The sequence below is a fragment of the Streptococcus sp. 79 genome, assembly GCF_013277425.1.
Classification (GTDB): domain Bacteria; phylum Bacillota; class Bacilli; order Lactobacillales; family Streptococcaceae; genus Streptococcus; species Streptococcus pseudopneumoniae.
Genome location: NZ_VMMW01000067.1, coordinates 1 through 992, shown reverse-complemented (window position 1 = coordinate 992; position 992 = coordinate 1). Strand labels below are relative to the sequence as shown.

Below are 992 nucleotides of genomic sequence, written 5' to 3'. Positions count from 1 at the left end.
TCTGCTTTGACTGTTATTTCAAGTACAGGCGAGGAGTATGAGGTAAGTGAAACATTACAAGAGAGTCCAGGAACTAATAATTTTTCACTTCCCGATGTTTCACCGACTTATGGTCAATATTATACAAATCAGTCAGAAGTCATTATTGGTAAAAATGATTTAGTTAAGGTAAAAAATACTTTACAATATCCTTACTCTACATCAGCTTATGTAGAGTAAGAATTTCGTGGTGTGAAAAATGGTAAAGATGTAACTTATTGAGGGAGTGCCAATTTTATAAAGGATAATGTCCTTATTACTGCTGCTCATAATATTTATAAACATGAGTTTGGTAAAGATGCAGAAGAACTATATGTTACTCCTGCTCGTACTCCAAATAGTGTGCCGTTTGGTCGGATAAAAGTAAAAGAAGCTCGCTATTTAAAAGAATTTCGAAATACTGATCCAGATGAGCTTACTACCTATGACTTAGCAGTTTTAATTTTGGAAGAACCGATTGGCGCTCAATTGGGGACGTTAGGACTTCCCAATAATTTAGAAAATACTAAAAATCTAGATGTAACAGTTACGGGATATTCTGCTGTTAATAAGGATATTAAGCAGATGTATACTGATACAAAAACGATACTTCAAGATACAAATGATTTTTTATTCTATCAAGTAGATACTTTGCGTGGTGCAAGCGGTTCAGCAGTATATGATTCTACCAATAGGGTTGTCGGAGTTCATACCAATGGGAGTAAGGCAGAACAGATGAATTATGCTGTTAAGTTAAATGAGAAGGCTCTATCTTTCATCTACTCTGTTATTAAAGGGCATTCTATTGATGGATGGAAGTTGATTAGTGATACTTGGTATTATTATAAGAATAGTAATAAACAAACAGGTTGGCAAAGTATAAATGGGAAATGGTATTATCTGGAAACCTCTGGTTCAATGGCAACAGGTTGGAAATATATACGAGGCAGATGGTATAGATAGGAAGCGAGTCG

General features: G+C 34.8%; 1 pseudogene. It reads left to right on the top strand.

The features are described 5' to 3' along the window. Window positions 1–975: pseudogene (locus HT729_RS09220) on the top strand (trypsin-like peptidase domain-containing protein); the annotation flags it as partial. Window positions 976–992 lie beyond the last annotated feature (17 nt).